The following is a 15,392-nucleotide window of genomic DNA, read 5'->3' as shown; positions in this document are numbered from 1 at the left end:
TTTCATAAAAGGATTAGAAAAATGACTGTATCAGATAAATTAAAAGAAACCTTAGAAGGAATCGATATTCGATTCGATGAACCGCTAAAAACTTATACCTATACCAAAGTTGGAGGGAAGGCAGATTATTTAGTATTTCCTCGTAATCGCTACGAGATGGCTCGTGTGGTAAAATTTGCCAATCAGGAAAACATTCCTTGGATGGTTCTTGGAAATGCAAGTAACATTATCGTCCGTGAAGGTGGAGTACGTGGTTTTGTAATCATGTGTGACAAGCTCAATAATGTTTCTGTTGATGGCTATACCATTGAGGCAGAAGCTGGAGCTAACTTGATTGAAACCACTCGTATTGCCCTCCGTCATAGCTTGACTGGTTTTGAGTTTGCTTGTGGAATTCCAGGAAGCGTCGGTGGTGCTGTCTTTATGAATGCTGGCGCTTATGGTGGTGAGATTGCTCATGTTCTCCAGTCTTGTCAAATCTTGACTAAGGAAGGTGAAATCGAAACCCTATCTGCTAAGGACCTGGCCTTTGGTTATCGTCATTCAGCCATTCAAGCATCAGGAGCAGTAGTCCTATCAGCTAAATTTGCACTATCGCCAGGAAATTATGAGACTATCAAACAAGAAATGGACCGCTTGACCCACCTTCGTGAACTCAAGCAACCTTTAGAGTATCCTTCTTGTGGTTCAGTCTTTAAACGTCCAGTGGGGCATTTTGCAGGGCAATTGATTGCAGAAGCAGGCTTGAAAGGTTATCGTATCGGTGGGGTTGAAGTTTCTGAAAAGCATGCAGGCTTTATGGTTAATATTGCGGATGGAACTGCTAAGGACTATGAGGAATTGATCGAGTCTGTCATTGAGAAGGTTAAAGAGCACTCAGGAGTTACCCTCGAGAGAGAAGTTCGAATCCTAGGAGAGCATGAATAAAATAAAAATAGCCTAGCTGCTGCTAACTAGACATGTAAAGGGGGTGAAAGCCTATCGGTAGCGAAGATGCATGCAGGAGGCCTAACTCCTTGCAAGAGGTAGTGGCGGCCTGACAGAGCCCTGATCTGTTAATCTATGAAAAAGAAGGAATTTATGCCAATTGAAAAAACCAATTATCGAATTCAGAAACGTTTCTAAAGTTTTTGAAGATAGCAACACCAAGGTTCTCAAAGATATTAATTTTGAGTTGGAAGAAGGGAAGTTCTATACACTTCTTGGTGCCTCAGGATCTGGGAAATCAACCATCCTCAATATCATTGCAGGTTTGCTGGATGCAACAACTGGTGATATCATGCTAGACGGTGTCCGTATCAATGACATCCCGACCAATAAACGTGATGTTCATACGGTCTTCCAGTCTTATGCCTTGTTCCCACATATGAATGTGTTTGAAAATGTTGCTTTTCCATTGCGATTGCGTAAGGTCGATAAAAAAGAAATCGAAAAACGTGTATTAGAAGTTCTCAAGATGGTTCAGCTAGAAGGATTTGAAAAACGTTCAATCCGTAAGCTATCTGGAGGACAACGTCAGCGTGTGGCCATCGCCCGTGCTATCATTAACCAGCCTCGTGTGGTCTTGTTGGATGAACCTTTGTCAGCCTTGGACTTGAAGTTGCGAACAGACATGCAGTACGAACTGCGTGAACTGCAACAACGCTTGGGCATTACCTTTGTCTTTGTTACCCATGATCAGGAAGAAGCCTTGGCCATGAGTGACTGGATTTTCGTTATGAATGATGGTGAGATTGTTCAGTCTGGAACACCCGTTGACATCTACGATGAGCCCATCAACCACTTTGTTGCAACCTTCATCGGGGAGTCAAATATCTTGCCAGGTACCATGATAGAGGACTACTTGGTTGAGTTCAATGGCAAACGCTTTGAAGCGGTTGACGGTGGGATGAAGCCAAATGAACCAGTCGAAGTCGTGATTCGTCCAGAGGACTTGCGCATTACCCTTCCAGAAGAAGGAAAACTTCAAGTTAAGGTTGATACTCAGCTTTTCCGTGGGGTTCACTATGAGATTATCGCCTATGATGAACTTGGCAACGAATGGATGATTCACTCAACTCGTAAGGCCATCGTGGGTGAAGAAATCGGTCTGGACTTTGAACCAGAAGATATCCACATCATGCGTCTCAATGAAACCGAAGAAGAGTTCGATGCTCGTATCGAAGAATATGTAGAAATCGAAGAGCAAGAAGCAGGTTTGATCAACGCTATCGAGGAGGAAAGAGATGAAGAAAACAACCTCTAAACTCTTTGTAGTGCCCTACATGCTTTGGATTGCACTCTTTGTTTTGACACCTTTGGTCTTGATTTTTGGGCAATCCTTTTTCAATATCGAAGGCCAGTTCAGTTTAGAAAACTATAAATCTTATTTTGCGTCACAAAATTTAACCTATCTCAAAATGAGTTTTAACTCAGTTCTCTATGCTGGGATTGTAACTCTGGTGACGCTTCTTATCAGCTATCCAACAGCCCTCTTCTTGACTCGTCTCAAGCACCGTCAACTATGGCTTATGCTGATTATTTTGCCAACATGGATCAACCTTCTCCTCAAGGCCTATGCCTTTATCGGGATTTTTGGGCAAAATGGCTCTATTAACCAATTCCTGGAATTTATCGGAATCGGTTCGCAGCAGTTGCTCTTTACGGATTTCTCATTTATCTTTGTTGCAAGCTACATCGAGCTTCCATTTATGATTTTGCCTATCTTCAATGTCTTGGATGATATGGATAATAACCTCATTAATGCTAGCTATGACCTTGGTGCAACCAAGTGGGAAACCTTCCGTCATGTCATCTTCCCTCTGTCTATGAACGGGGTGCGAAGCGGAGTTCAATCTGTCTTTATTCCAAGTTTGAGTCTTTTCATGTTGACCCGTTTGATTGGGGGGAACCGAGTGATTACCTTGGGGACTGCCATTGAGCAGAACTTCCTGACAAACGATAATTACGGTATGGGTTCAACTATCGGTGTTGTTCTTATCCTGACCATGTTTATCACCATGTGGGTGACTAAGGAAAGGAGAGAACGATGAAAAAATTATCAAATCTTTACCTAGCCTTTGTCTTTATCGTCCTCTATCTGCCAATCTTTTACTTGATTGGATATGCCTTCAATGCCGGGGATGATATGAATAGCTTTACAGGCTTTAGTTTGTCTCACTTTGAAACCATGTTTGGCGATGGAAGACTCATGCTCATCTTGGTTCAGACCTTTTTACTAGCCTTCCTATCAGCCTTGATTGCGACTGTCATTGGGACTTTCGGTGCCATTTATATCTACCAATCACGTAAAAAATATCAAGAAGCCTTCCTATCACTCAATAATATTTTGATGGTTGCACCAGACGTTATGATTGGTGCTAGCTTCTTGATTCTCTTTACCCAACTCAAGTTTTCACTTGGATTTTTGACAGTTCTGTCTAGTCATGTAGCTTTTTCAATTCCAATTGTAGTGCTCATGGTCTTGCCTCGATTAAAAGAGATGAATGGAGATATGATCCATGCAGCCTATGACCTTGGAGCTAGTCAGTTCCAGATGTTCAAGGAAATTATGCTTCCTTACCTAACGCCGTCTATCATCGCAGGCTACTTTATGGCTTTCACCTATTCCTTAGATGACTTTGCTGTGACCTTCTTTGTAACGGGAAATGGTTTTTCAACCTTGTCAGTTGAGATCTACTCTCGAGCTCGTAAGGGAATTTCTCTTGAAATCAATGCTCTTTCAGCCTTGGTCTTCCTCTTTAGTATTATCCTGGTTGTTGGATATTACTTCATTTCACGTGAGAAGGAGGAGCAAGCATGAAACGACTCTATTCATTTTTAGCAGGAATTCTAGCCATTATCCTTGTCTTGTGGGGAATTTCCTATCATCTTGATAGTAAAATCAATAGCCGTGATAGTCAAAAATTGGTTATCTACAACTGGGGAGACTATATCGCCCCTGAACTTCTGGAAAAATTTACAGAAGAAACAGGAATCCAAGTCCAGTATGAGACCTTTGACTCCAACGAAGCCATGTACACGAAAATCAAGCAGGGTGGGACAACCTATGATATTGCCATCCCAAGTGAGTACATGATTAACAAGATGAAGGATGAAGACCTTCTAGTTCCACTGGATTATAGTATGATTGAGGGAATTGAGAATATCGGTTCTGAATTTCTCAACCAGTCCTTTGATCCCAACAACCAGTACTCTATCCCATACTTCTGGGGGACCTTGGGAATCGTCTACAATGAGACTATGGTGGAAGAAGCACCTGAACATTGGGATGACCTTTGGAAGCTAGAGTATAAGAACTCCATTATGCTTTTTGATGGGGCGCGTGAAGTACTTGGTTTAGGTCTTAACTCGCTAGGCTATAGCCTAAACTCTAAAGATCCACAGCAGTTGGAGGAAACGGTAGATAAGCTCTATAAGCTAACACCTAATATCAAGGCTATTGTTGCGGATGAGATGAAGGGGTACATGATTCAGAACAATGCTGCTATCGGTGTGACCTTCTCAGGGGAAGCCAGCCAGATGTTGGAAAAGAATCCTAATCTCAAATATGTTGTACCGACAGAAGCAAGCAACCTCTGGTTTGACAACATGGTTATTCCTAAAACTGTCAAGAACCAGGATGCGGCCTATGCCTTCATTAACTTTATGTTGAAGCCTGAAAATGCTCTAAAAAATGCTGAGTATGTCGGTTACTCAACACCAAACAATGCTGCTAAGGAAATGCTCCCTGACGAGACAAAAGAGGATAAGTCCTTCTATCCTGATGCAGATACTATGAAACATCTAGAAGTTTATGAGAAGTTTGACCATAAATGGACAGGAATTTACAGCGACCTCTTCCTACAATTTAAGATGTATCGGAAGTAGGAATAAATAAACTAAAAACGAATCAGTAAAGCTGGTTCGTTTTTTGAATAGTTGTATAGTTGTGTATTTTTTCTATCCTATTTGCTTATTTTATAGCCTAGTAGTATACTAAGTTTATAATAATAGAAAGCGGTAACAAATCATGAAAATGTCTACTTTTTTCAAAAAAGTTATTGGCCAACCTTTTTGATTGTTAACGAAACAATTATACTATTCCATTTAAAGGATGGCTTGGATCAACAATACCTAACAAATGATTCCATACATTGGGTGATAGGCACCTTTATATTTGTAAATATTTTAGTGGCTGTGTTTAGTAATATGAAAATTGGAGATAAAGAAAAGTAATAGCGGTAAGAATAATATATCCTGAAAAAGTAATTAGAGATATAGGGATTTGATTATTTAAATGAGGATTATTTCCAGTTGACTCAAACTCAAAAAAACGATATAATAAGAAAGTTGAGAATTGATTTTCTCTCCATCTTAGTTCAGAGAATTGGCGGTGCTGCGAGCCATCTAAGATAGAAAGTCATGCTACTCAATCCAACAATTGCATAAGAACGAAAGAATGACAAGTTCATTGAATGAAGGTGGTACCGCGGTTTTTCGCCCTTCGTGATATGGATTTGTCTTTTATTTTTGGAGGTGCTTATGAGAAGATTTCTTGTCAAACAAAAATTTCGCCTAGGTGGTGAACGCTTTGATATCAAGGATGAGTTGGGCAATGTTGCCTATCAGGTTGAAGGTTCTTTTTTTAAGATTCCTAAAACCTTTACCATCTATGATGTTGCTGGTGAACAGGTCAGTGAGATTAGTAAGGAAGTCTTAACTTTCCTACCTCGTTTTGAGATTCAACTCAGTAATGGAGATCATTTTTATATCCGAAAGAAGTTGACTTTCTTCAGAGATAAGTATGAGTTTGATAATCTCGGTCTTCGTATCGAAGGAAATGTCTGGGATTTGAATTTTAAATTGCTGGATGATCGTGACCAAGTGATTGCTGAGATTGCCAAGGAACTTTTCCATTTAACCTCTACCTATACCGTAACCGTCTATGACGAATCTTATGCAGACCTAGTCATTTCCCTCTGTGTCGCTATTGACTATGTGGAAATGCTAGAAAGCCAATCAAATTAGTAAAAAGGAGATACATATGAAACAATTATCCAGTGCACAAGTCCGCCAAATGTGGCTTGATTTCTGGGCTACAAAAGGCCACTCAGTAGAACCATCCGTTAGCTTGGTTCCAGTAAACGACCCAACACTTTTGTGGATCAACTCAGGGGTTGCCACTCTTAAAAAATACTTTGATGGAACCATCATTCCTGAAAACCCACGTATTACCAATGCTCAAAAGGCAATCCGTACCAACGATATCGAAAACGTAGGGAAGACTGCCCGTCACCATACTATGTTTGAAATGTTGGGAAACTTCTCAATCGGGGATTACTTCCGTGACGAAGCCATTACATGGGCATATGAGCTTTTGACAAGTCCTGAGTGGTTTGACTTCCCTAAAGACAAACTTTACATGACTTATTATCCAGATGACAAGGATTCATACAACCGCTGGATTGAAGTGGGAGTAGATCCAAGTCATTTGATCCCAATCGAAGACAACTTCTGGGAAATCGGTGCGGGACCTTCTGGACCTGATACAGAAATCTTCTTCGACCGTGGAGAAGCCTTTGACCCAGAAAATATCGGTCTTCGTCTTCTTGCAGAAGATATCGAAAACGACCGTTATATCGAAATCTGGAATATCGTATTGTCACAATTTAACGCAGACCCTGCTGTTCCTCGTAGCGAGTACAAAGAATTGCCACACAAAAACATTGATACGGGCGCTGGTTTAGAGCGTTTGGTAGCAGTGATCCAAGGTGCTAAGACAAACTTTGAAACTGACCTCTTCATGCCAATCATCCGTGAAGTTGAGAAATTATCTGGTAAGGTTTACGACCAAGATGGCGATAACATGAGCTTCAAGGTCATTGCCGACCATATCCGTTCTCTTTCATTCGCGATTGGAGATGGTGCCCTTCCTGGAAATGAAGGTCGTGGTTATGTCCTTCGTCGTCTCCTACGTCGTGCCTCTATGCATGGTCAAAAATTGGGTATCAATGAGCCTTTCCTTTACAAACTCGTTCCAACTGTTGGAAAAATCATGGAAAGCTACTACCCAGAAGTGCTTGAAAAACGTGACTTTATCGAAAAAATCGTTAAGAGCGAAGAAGAGTCATTTGCTCGTACTCTTCACTCAGGTCAACACTTTGCCCAAGGCATCGTAGCAGACTTGAAAGAAAAAGGACAATCTGTTATTGCTGGTCAAGATGTATTTAAACTCTATGATACATACGGATTCCCAGTAGAATTGACAGAAGAAATTGCTGAAGAAGCAGGAATGACTGTAGACCGTGAAGGTTTCGAAGCAGCCATGAAGGAACAACAAGAACGTGCGCGTGCATCTGCTGTCAAAGGTGGATCTATGGGTATGCAAAACGAAACCCTTCAAAACATCACTGTAGAAAGTGTCTTCAACTACAATGCTAGCCAATTGTCTTCTAAGTTGGTGGCTATCGTAGCTGACAATGCCGAAGTAGAAGCTGTATCAGAAGGAACTGCGTCACTTATCTTTGCAGAAACTCCATTCTACGCTGAAATGGGTGGACAAGTTGCGGACCATGGTCAAATCTTGGATGCTGCAGGAAATGTCGTAGCTACAGTAACAGACGTTCAAAAAGCACCAAACGGACAAGCATTGCACACCGTTGAAGTTCTTGCTCCTCTTGCATTGAACCAAGAATACACTTTGGCTATCGATAGCAATCGTCGTCATCGTGTCATGAAGAACCACACAGCCACTCACTTGCTCCATGCGGCTCTTCACAATATTCTTGGCCATCATGCAACTCAAGCAGGTTCACTTAATGAAGTAGAATTCCTTCGCTTTGACTTCACTCACTTCCAAGCTGTCACTCCTGAAGAATTGCGTGCTATTGAGCAACAAGTCAATGAGAAGATTTGGGAAGCCATCGCAGTGGAAACAGTTGAGACTGATATTGACACAGCTAAAGAAATGGGAGCTATGGCCCTCTTTGGTGAGAAATACGGTAAGGAAGTCCGTGTTGTAACCATTGGTGACTACTCAGTGGAACTCTGTGGTGGTACCCACGTTGGCAACACTTCTGAAATCGGTCTCTTCAAGATTGTCAAAGAAGAAGGTATCGGATCAGGAACTCGTCGTATCTTGGCAGTGACTGGTAAAGAGGCCTTTGAAGCTTATCGTGACCAAGAAGATGCACTGAAAGCAGTCGCAGCAACCTTGAAAGCTCCTCAACTCAAGGAAGTTCCTCACAAGGTTGAAGGACTTCAAGAACAACTCCGTCAATTGCAAAAAGAAAATGCAGAATTGAAGGAAAAAGCAGCAGCAGCGGCGGCAGGTGATGTCTTCAAGAATGTTCAAGAAGCAAACGGTCACCGTTACATTGCCAGCCAAGTATCTGTATCAGATGCAGGTGCCCTTCGTACCTTTGCGGATAACTGGAAACAAAAAGATTACTCTGATGTCCTTGTTCTTGTCGCAGCTATTGGTAACAAGGTCAACCTTCTTGTAGCGAGCAAGACAAAAGATGTGCACGCAGGCAACTTGGTTAAAGAATTGGCTCCAATCGTCGATGGACGTGGTGGTGGTAAACCAGATATGGCCATGGCAGGAGGAAGCAACCAGGCGAAAATCCAAGACTTGTTGGATGCCGTAGCAAGCAAATTGTAAGAAAATAAAGATCTATCCACTCGGATAGGTCTTTTTTAATATATAAGAAAAAACTCCCCACGAATAGTGAGGAGTTCATTTTTAGAATTAAACAATCCCTTGAGCAATCATAGCATTTGCTACATTTTCAAAGGCTGCAATGTTTGCACCTGCAAGGTAGTCAGTACCAAGACCGTAAGTTTCTGCAGTTGTTTTAGCTGTGTTGAAGATGTTAGTCATGATATCTTTCAAACGACCGTCAACTTCTTCACGTGTCCATGAAAGGCGAAGACTGTTTTGGCTCATTTCAAGGGCAGATACAGCTACTCCACCAGCATTGGCAGCTTTAGCAGGTCCATAAAGAAGGCCATTTTCTTTGTAGACTTTGATAGCATCAAGGTCACTAGGCATGTTGGCACCTTCAGATACACAGATAACGCCTTGAGCAACCAAGCGTTTCGCAGCTTCACCGTTGATTTCATTTTGAGTTGCACATGGAAGGGCAATATCATAGTTACCAGCGTAAGTCCATACAGAACCTTCGTAGTAGGTAGCAGTAGATTTTTCAGCTGCATACTCAGTCAAACGAGCACGGCGTTTATTCTTCACATCTGCCAAAAGGTCAAAGTCGATACCATTTTCATCGATAACGTAACCGTTTGAGTCAGATACAGAGATAACAGTTGCACCAAGTTCAGTTGCTTTTTGAAGGGCAAATTGAGCTACGTTACCAGAACCAGAGATGACAACTTTTTTACCTGCAAAGCTGTTGCCGTTGGCCTTGAGCATTTCTTCTGTGTAGTAAACAAGTCCGTAACCAGTTGCTTCTGGACGAATCAAGCTACCACCAAATGGAAGTGGTTTACCAGTCAAGACACCTGCGTCAAACTGGTTGAGGCGTTTGTATTGACCATAGAGGTAACCAATCTCACGTCCCCCAACACCGATATCACCAGCAGGTACGTCAAGAGATGGTCCGATGTATTTTTGCAATTCAGTCATGAAGCTTTGGCAGAAGCGCATCACTTCAGCATCAGTTTTGCCTTTAGGATCGAAGTCTGATCCACCTTTACCACCACCGATTGGAAGTCCAGTCAAAACGTTTTTAAAGATTTGTTCGAATCCGAGGAATTTCAAGATCCCTTGGTTTACAGTTGGGTGGAAACGAAGTCCGCCTTTATATGGTCCAACAGCTGAGTTGAATTGAACACGGTAACCACGGTTAACTTGAACTTTTCCATCACGGTCAACCCAAGGAACACGGAAAGAAATTACGCGCTCTGGCTCAGTGATACGTGCCAAGATATTTTCTTCAATATACTCAGGGTGTTTTTCAAAGACAGGCTCCAAAGTGCTGAAGAATTCTTCAACTGCCTGGAGAAATTCAGCCTCATGCCCGTTACGAGCTTTTACAGTTTCAAACACGCTTTGGATATACTCTTTAGCAGATGTCATATCGTTCTCCTTTTTGTTGTCATATTTTATTACATGAGTCATTATAGCAGAAAATTTTTTCAGTGTAAAGAAAAAAACACAAATTTTCTAAAAATTCTTTCAATTTGACACAACTGATTCAAAACTTGCTAAAAAACGAACCTTTTCTATGGAAATGGTTTTATTGAAAAGCAAAAGTTAAAGTATGGTATAATAATAGACATAAAAAGGAATCTGGAGGAACAGAATCATGGTATCAACTAAAACACAGATTGCTGGTTTTGAGTTTGACAATTGCTTGATGAATGCGGCAGGAGTTGCTTGTATGACAATTGAGGAGTTAGAAGGTGTTAAAAACTCAGCAGCAGGAACCTTTGTCACTAAGACAGCAACCTTGGAATTTCGTCAGGGAAATCCTGAACCACGTTATCAAGATGTTCCACTTGGCTCTATCAACTCTATGGGTCTACCAAATAATGGTTTAGATTATTACTTAAACTATCTTTTAGAGTTACAAGAAAAGGAACCAAATCGTACCTTCTTTCTATCATTAGTTGGAATGTCTCCAGAGGAAACTCACACCATCTTGAAAAAGGTTCAAGAGAGTGATTTTCGTGGGTTGACTGAGCTCAATCTCTCATGTCCAAATGTTCCAGGTAAACCTCAGATTGCCTATGACTTTGAAACTACAGATCGTATCTTATCAGAAGTCTTTGAGTATTTTACAAAACCTTTAGGAATTAAGCTTCCACCTTATTTTGATATTGTTCATTTTGATCAAGCGGCAGCGATCTTTAACAAATATCCGCTCAAGTTTGTCAACTGTGTTAACTCTATCGGAAATGGTCTTTATATTGAAGATGAGTCAGTCGTGATTCGTCCTAAGAATGGCTTTGGTGGGATTGGCGGAGAATACATCAAACCTACTGCCCTTGCAAATGTTCATGCTTTCTATCAACGCTTAAATCCAGAAATCCAAATCATCGGAACAGGTGGAGTATTAACAGGACGTGATGCCTTTGAACATATCCTATGTGGTGCCAGCATGGTGCAGGTAGGAACTACTCTTCATAAAGAAGGAGTAGGTTCTTTTGAACGTATTACAAAGGAATTCAAAGAAATTATGACGGAAAAAGGTTATGAAAACCTTGAAGATTTCCGTGGGAAATTGAATTATATTGATTAAAGAAAAGCGAAACTAAAAAGAAAGGAGAATAGATGCTAGTCATAGAAGAAAGCCGAAAGCTGTCCTTAGCGAACCTTCCGAGTTTGACCCTGTTTACAGGGGGCGATCAAGGCCAGTATGACGTCATGAAAACACAGGTTCTCAAACAAATCGGCTACGATCCTGCTGATTTGAACTTTGCTTATTTTGATATGAAAGAAGTAGACTACAAAAGCTTGGAACTAGAGCTGGTCAGTCTTCCTTTCTTTGCGGATGAAAAAATTGTTATTTTAGATCATTTTCTCGATATAACAACAGCTAAAAAGCGCTATCTATCTGATGACGAGCTTAAGGCTTTTGAAGAATATTTGGAAAACCCATCTCCGACGAGTAAATTAGTTATTTTTGCTGAAGGGAAGCTGGATAGTAAGAGACGTTTAGTCAAATTACTCAAGAGGGATGCCAAGATTTTTGAAGCCATCGAGCCAAAAGAACAAGAAATACGAGCATATTTTCAAAAGTGGGCTCAGGAACAAGGACTTACCTTTGATGGAAAATCCTTTGAACAGTTACTTATCAAGTCAGGTTTTCAATTCAGTGAAATTCAGAAAAACCTGCTCTTCTTACTGTCTTATAAGGATGGTGGTCTGATAACAGAAGAAGATATTGTTGAAGCCATTCCAAAGACTTTGCAGGATAATATCTTTGACTTAACCCAGCTCATCCTAGCGAAGAAGATAGATCAAGCAAGGGACTTAGTGAAAGATTTGACTTTGCAGGGAGAAGATGAGATTAAACTGATTGCCATTATGTTGGGACAGTTCAGACTCTATACACAAGTGAAAATTTTGCAAGAATCTGGTCAGACAGAGTCCCAGATGGTCAGCAGTTTGGGTCACTATCTTGGTCGCAATCCTAATCCCTATCAAATCAAATTTGCCCTTCGTGATTCTCGAAGACTATCCCTTGATTTTCTCCAGAATTCTATTCGTTATCTCATCCAAGCTGATTATCAAATTAAGACAGGAGTTTATCAGAAAGGCTACCTGTTTGAGAAGGCTCTATTACAGATTGCTAGCCAGTCAAATTGAGCAAATAACTTGAAAAAATAGGATGATTGCGTTATCATCATTATATAGAAAGAAAAAGAGGTATTACAGATGGCTATTATCTTACCAGATCTTCCATACGCTTACGATGCATTAGAACCATACATCGATGCTGAAACAATGCACTTGCACCATGACAAACACCACCAAACTTACGTTAACAATGCAAATGCAGCTCTTGAAAAACACCCTGAAATCGGTGAAGACCTTGAAGCTTTGCTTGCTGACGTAGAATCTATCCCAGCTGATATTCGTCAAGCGCTTATCAACAATGGTGGTGGACACTTGAACCATGCTCTTTTCTGGGAATTGATGACTCCTGAGAAAACAGCTCCATCAGCAGAACTTGCAGCAGCAATCGATGAAACTTTCGGTTCATTCGAAGAATTCCAAGCAGCCTTTACTGCAGCAGCAACAACTCGTTTCGGTTCTGGATGGGCTTGGTTGGTTGTTAACAAAGAAGGTAAACTTGAAGTGACTTCAACAGCAAACCAAGACACACCAATCTCAGAAGGTAAAAAACCAATCTTGGGCTTGGACGTTTGGGAACATGCCTACTACGTGAAATACCGCAACGTTCGTCCTGACTACATCAAAGCTTTCTTCTCAGTTATCAACTGGAATAAAGTAGACGAACTCTACGCAGCAGCTAAATAATCGCATTTGATAACACCCCTTTTTAGTTGGATTTTGGGTCTAGCTTTAAAGGTGTTTTTTGTTTACTTTGCTAAGAAGTCTAGGACACATAATTTTCCTTTGTTGGATAGGCTTGATTTATGGTATAATGATAAGATAGAAATCGAAGGAGAAATCATGAATATTCAACAATTACGCTACGTTGTAGCTATTGCTAATAGTGGTACTTTTCGTGAAGCGGCTGAGAAGATGTACGTTAGCCAACCCAGTCTATCTATTTCTGTAAGAGACTTGGAAAAAGAGCTTGGCTTTAAGATTTTCCGCAGAACCAGTTCAGGAACTTTTCTTACACGTCGTGGGATGGAATTTTATGAAAAGGCACAAGAGTTGGTTAAAGGATTTGATGTTTTCCAAAATCAGTATGCCAATCCTGAAGAGGAGAAAGATGAGTTTTCAATAGCCAGCCAGCACTATGATTTCTTGCCACCAACCATTACAGCTTTTTCGCAACAGTATCCTGACTATAAGAATTTTCGTATTTTTGAATCTACAACTGTTCAGATTTTGGATGAAGTAGCCCAAGGACATAGTGAGATTGGAATTATCTACCTTAATAATCAAAACCAAAAAGGAATCATGCAACGGGTTGAAAAGCTAGGTCTTGAAGTGATTGAGTTGATTTCTTTCCAGACGCATATCTATCTGCGTGAAGGACATCCTTTAGCCAAGAAAAAAGAGTTGGTTATGGAGGATTTGGCAGATTTACCAACAGTTCGATTCACGCAAGAAAAGGATGAGTATCTTTATTACTCAGAGAACTTTGTAGATACAAGTGCTAGCTCTCAAATGTTTAACGTAACTGACCGCGCTACCTTAAATGGGATTCTTGAAAGAACAAATGCTTATGCGACTGGATCTGGATTCTTAGATAGCAATAGTGTGAACGGGATCACCGTTATTCCATTAAATGATAATCTCAATAATCGCATGGTTTATGTAAAACGTGAGGAAGTAGACTTGAGCCAAGCAGGGACTTTATTTGTAGAGGTTATGCAAGAGTATTTTGATCAGAAGAGGAAAGCATGAAAAAAAGAGGAATAATTGCAGGGATTATAGCAGCCTTGATTATCTTAGATCAATTTGTAAAGGCGTACGTCGTTCAAAATATTGCTCTTGGTGAAATCAAGTCATGGATTCCAAATCTAGTTAGTTTAACCTATCTGCAAAATAGGGGGGCAGCCTTTTCTATGCTTCAAGATCAACAGTGGTTTTTTGCAGTGATTACCTTAGTGGTCATGGTAGGAGCTATCTGGTATTTGCATAAGCATATAGAGGATTCTTTCTGGACTGTCTTTGGACTAGTTTTGATTATTGCAGGTGGCCTAGGAAACTTTATCGATCGTATCAGTCAAGGATTTGTCGTGGATATGTTTCACTTAGACTTTGTTAATTTTGCCATATTCAATGTAGCTGATAGTTATCTGACAGTAGGAGTAGTTGTGTTATTGCTTGCAATGCTAAAAGAGGAAATGAATGGAAATTAAAATTGAAACAGGCGGACTACGCTTAGATAAGGCTTTGTCAGATTTAACAGAACTGTCGCGAAGTCTCGCCAATGAACAAATCAAATCAGGCCAAGTCTTGGTCAACGGCCAGGTCAAGAAAGCCAAGTATACGGTCCAAGAGGGCGATGTCGTTACTTATCAGGTGCCAGAACCAGAGGTTTTGGAGTATGTAGCTGAGGATATTCCTTTAGATATTATTTACCAAGATGAGGATGTAGCAGTAGTCAATAAACCTCAAGGAATGGTCGTTCATCCAAGCGCTGGTCATACCAGTGGTACCTTGGTTAACGCCCTTATGTACCACATCAAGGACCTATCAGGCATCAATGGTGTCTTGCGTCCAGGGATTGTCCATCGTATTGATAAGGATACTTCAGGTCTCTTGATGATTGCTAAAAACGATGATGCCCATTTAGCACTGGCTCAAGAATTGAAGGATAAGAAGTCTCTTCGCAAATATTGGGCTATTGTTCATGGAAATCTTCCAAATGACCGTGGTGTGATTGAAGCACCAATCGGACGTAGCGAAAAAGACCGTAAGAAACAAGCTGTGACTGCCAAAGGCAAACCAGCAGTGACACGTTTCCAAGTTTTGGAGCGCTTTGGTGATTATATCTTGCTGGAATTGCAACTGGAAACAGGACGTACTCACCAAATCCGTGTACACATGGCTTATATCGGTCATCCTGTCGCTGGCGATGAGGTCTATGGCCCTCGTAAAACCTTGAAAGGACATGGGCAATTTCTTCATGCCAAAACGCTTGGATTTACCCATCCTAAAACAGGGAAAACTATGGAATTTACTGCTGATATTCCAGATATCTTTAAAGAGACTCTGGAAAAACTTCGAAATAACTAAA

Annotated in this window: 14 protein-coding genes and 1 pseudogene; 14 read left to right on the top strand and 1 reads right to left on the bottom strand. The window is 40.8% G+C overall.

Annotated elements, in window-relative coordinates:
* The first annotated feature begins 21 nt into the window (after nucleotides 1–21).
* The 8 genes and pseudogenes from murB to alaS all read left to right on the top strand — a co-directional run bounded on the left by murB (nucleotide 22) and on the right by alaS (nucleotide 8,644).
* The gene (gene murB, locus RRU92_RS08135) at nucleotides 22–927 is read left to right on the top strand and encodes a UDP-N-acetylmuramate dehydrogenase (protein ID WP_315639303.1); all 906 of its coding nucleotides are present in this window, start codon (nucleotides 22–24) and stop codon (nucleotides 925–927) included.
* Nucleotides 928–1,087: 160 nt separating this feature from the next.
* Nucleotides 1,088–2,245, top strand: coding sequence for an ABC transporter ATP-binding protein (locus RRU92_RS08130; protein WP_075230684.1), 1,158 nt, complete (start codon nucleotides 1,088–1,090; stop codon nucleotides 2,243–2,245).
* Nucleotides 2,226–3,032 (top strand): ABC transporter permease, encoded by an 807-nt coding sequence (locus RRU92_RS08125; protein ID WP_315639302.1) that lies wholly within the window; start codon nucleotides 2,226–2,228, stop codon nucleotides 3,030–3,032. Before RRU92_RS08130 ends, RRU92_RS08125 begins: the two co-directional genes overlap by 20 nt.
* A complete protein-coding gene (locus RRU92_RS08120) occupies nucleotides 3,029–3,802 on the top strand; it encodes an ABC transporter permease (RefSeq protein WP_045763347.1) in 774 nt (257 codons plus the stop codon). The genes RRU92_RS08125 and RRU92_RS08120 overlap by 4 nt, the downstream gene beginning before the upstream one ends.
* Nucleotides 3,799–4,869 (top strand): ABC transporter substrate-binding protein, encoded by a 1,071-nt coding sequence (locus RRU92_RS08115; RefSeq protein WP_315639300.1) that lies wholly within the window; start codon nucleotides 3,799–3,801, stop codon nucleotides 4,867–4,869. The genes RRU92_RS08120 and RRU92_RS08115 overlap by 4 nt, the downstream gene beginning before the upstream one ends.
* A 142-nt stretch (nucleotides 4,870–5,011) precedes the next feature.
* A pseudogene (locus RRU92_RS08110) lies at nucleotides 5,012–5,217 on the top strand (hypothetical protein).
* Nucleotides 5,218–5,523: 306 nt separating this feature from the next.
* Nucleotides 5,524–6,009, top strand: a complete 486-nt coding sequence (locus RRU92_RS08105; RefSeq protein WP_060955565.1) for an LURP-one-related/scramblase family protein — start codon at nucleotides 5,524–5,526, stop codon at nucleotides 6,007–6,009.
* A 16-nt stretch (nucleotides 6,010–6,025) separates the two neighbouring features.
* The gene (gene alaS / locus RRU92_RS08100) at nucleotides 6,026–8,644 is read left to right on the top strand and encodes an alanine--tRNA ligase (RefSeq protein WP_315639297.1); all 2,619 of its coding nucleotides are present in this window, start codon (nucleotides 6,026–6,028) and stop codon (nucleotides 8,642–8,644) included.
* Nucleotides 8,645–8,731: 87 nt separating this feature from the next.
* Here the strand turns inward: alaS and gdhA are convergent, their stop codons facing one another.
* Nucleotides 8,732–10,078 carry an NADP-specific glutamate dehydrogenase gene (gdhA, locus tag RRU92_RS08095; RefSeq protein ID WP_248034096.1) on the bottom strand — a complete coding sequence of 449 codons (1,347 nt, stop codon included), beginning with the start codon at nucleotides 10,076–10,078 and terminating at the stop codon, nucleotides 8,732–8,734.
* A gap of 229 nt (nucleotides 10,079–10,307) precedes the next feature.
* Here gdhA and RRU92_RS08090 point away from each other — a divergent pair, with 229 nt between their 5' ends.
* From RRU92_RS08090 to RRU92_RS08065, 6 genes are all read left to right on the top strand, one after another.
* A complete protein-coding gene (locus RRU92_RS08090; RefSeq protein ID WP_315639293.1) occupies nucleotides 10,308–11,243 on the top strand; it encodes a dihydroorotate oxidase in 936 nt (311 codons plus the stop codon).
* Nucleotides 11,244–11,275: 32 nt separating this feature from the next.
* On the top strand, nucleotides 11,276–12,313 hold the full coding sequence (holA, locus tag RRU92_RS08085; protein WP_315639291.1) for a DNA polymerase III subunit delta: 1,038 nt from the start codon (nucleotides 11,276–11,278) through the stop codon (nucleotides 12,311–12,313).
* Nucleotides 12,314–12,382: 69 nt separating this feature from the next.
* On the top strand, nucleotides 12,383–12,988 hold the full coding sequence (gene sodA, locus RRU92_RS08080; protein ID WP_006150800.1) for a superoxide dismutase SodA: 606 nt from the start codon (nucleotides 12,383–12,385) through the stop codon (nucleotides 12,986–12,988).
* Between the two features lie 156 nt (nucleotides 12,989–13,144).
* Nucleotides 13,145–14,053: a LysR family transcriptional regulator gene (locus tag RRU92_RS08075; protein WP_315639289.1), complete on the top strand. Its 909-nt coding sequence runs from the start codon at nucleotides 13,145–13,147 to the stop codon at nucleotides 14,051–14,053.
* On the top strand, nucleotides 14,050–14,511 hold the full coding sequence (lspA, locus tag RRU92_RS08070; protein WP_315639288.1) for a signal peptidase II: 462 nt from the start codon (nucleotides 14,050–14,052) through the stop codon (nucleotides 14,509–14,511). Before RRU92_RS08075 ends, lspA begins: the two co-directional genes overlap by 4 nt.
* A complete protein-coding gene (locus RRU92_RS08065; RefSeq protein ID WP_315639287.1) occupies nucleotides 14,501–15,391 on the top strand; it encodes an RluA family pseudouridine synthase in 891 nt (296 codons plus the stop codon). The genes lspA and RRU92_RS08065 overlap by 11 nt, the downstream gene beginning before the upstream one ends.
* The last annotated feature ends 1 nt before the right edge of the window (nucleotide 15,392 follow it).

The organism is Streptococcus sp. DTU_2020_1001019_1_SI_AUS_MUR_006, assembly GCF_032340315.1.
Lineage (GTDB): Bacteria > Bacillota > Bacilli > Lactobacillales > Streptococcaceae > Streptococcus.
This window is presented reverse-complemented; position numbering and strand designations above follow the sequence as displayed.

What these genes read in the sequence shown, in the direction of transcription:
- holA (WP_315639291.1), top strand. Translation starts at nt 11,276, where the DNA reads ATGCTAGTCATAGAAGAAAGCCGAAAGCTGTCCTTAGCGAACCTTCCG.
- RRU92_RS08065 (WP_315639287.1), top strand. Translation starts at nt 14,501, where the DNA reads ATGGAAATTAAAATTGAAACAGGCGGACTACGCTTAGATAAGGCTTTG.
- RRU92_RS08105 (WP_060955565.1), top strand. Translation starts at nt 5,524, where the DNA reads ATGAGAAGATTTCTTGTCAAACAAAAATTTCGCCTAGGTGGTGAACGC.
- murB (WP_315639303.1), top strand. Translation starts at nt 22, where the DNA reads ATGACTGTATCAGATAAATTAAAAGAAACCTTAGAAGGAATCGATATT.
- RRU92_RS08120 (WP_045763347.1), top strand. Translation starts at nt 3,029, where the DNA reads ATGAAAAAATTATCAAATCTTTACCTAGCCTTTGTCTTTATCGTCCTC.
- sodA (WP_006150800.1), top strand. Translation starts at nt 12,383, where the DNA reads ATGGCTATTATCTTACCAGATCTTCCATACGCTTACGATGCATTAGAA.
- RRU92_RS08115 (WP_315639300.1), top strand. Translation starts at nt 3,799, where the DNA reads ATGAAACGACTCTATTCATTTTTAGCAGGAATTCTAGCCATTATCCTT.
- RRU92_RS08125 (WP_315639302.1), top strand. Translation starts at nt 2,226, where the DNA reads ATGAAGAAAACAACCTCTAAACTCTTTGTAGTGCCCTACATGCTTTGG.
- gdhA (WP_248034096.1), bottom strand. Translation starts at nt 10,078, where the DNA reads ATGACATCTGCTAAAGAGTATATCCAAAGCGTGTTTGAAACTGTAAAA.
- RRU92_RS08090 (WP_315639293.1), top strand. Translation starts at nt 10,308, where the DNA reads ATGGTATCAACTAAAACACAGATTGCTGGTTTTGAGTTTGACAATTGC.
- RRU92_RS08075 (WP_315639289.1), top strand. Translation starts at nt 13,145, where the DNA reads ATGAATATTCAACAATTACGCTACGTTGTAGCTATTGCTAATAGTGGT.
- lspA (WP_315639288.1), top strand. Translation starts at nt 14,050, where the DNA reads ATGAAAAAAAGAGGAATAATTGCAGGGATTATAGCAGCCTTGATTATC.
- alaS (WP_315639297.1), top strand. Translation starts at nt 6,026, where the DNA reads ATGAAACAATTATCCAGTGCACAAGTCCGCCAAATGTGGCTTGATTTC.